This is a genomic window from Vibrio sp. OPT20, from assembly GCF_963889365.1.
In the GTDB taxonomy this organism is placed as follows: Bacteria; Pseudomonadota; Gammaproteobacteria; order Enterobacterales; family Vibrionaceae; genus Vibrio; species Vibrio splendidus.
In genome coordinates, this window is record NZ_CAWPOA010000018.1 from 1 (window position 1) to 243 (window position 243).

A 243-nucleotide genomic window follows, 5' to 3' on the forward strand; every position below is an offset into this window, starting at 1 on the left:
GTCGTAACAAGGTAGCCCTAGGGGAACCTGGGGCTGGATCACCTCCTTATACGAAGATACCACGATGAGTGTCCACACAGATTGATTAGGTTTAGAAAAGCAAAGAGATGAAGAACTCCCAAGTTCTTCGAAGTTTGTTTCTACTTTTTAAAGTGGAGATAAATTGCAGTGTCCCGTTCGTCTAGAGGCCTAGGACACCGCCCTTTCACGGCGGTAACAGGGGTTCGACTCCCCTACGGGATA

The 243-nt window shown here is 48.1% G+C and carries 1 tRNA gene; it reads left to right on the top strand.

The annotated features are described in order from the left end of the window. Nucleotides 1-170 precede the first annotated feature (170 nt). Nucleotides 171-243, top strand: a tRNA-Glu gene (locus tag AACR09_RS00925).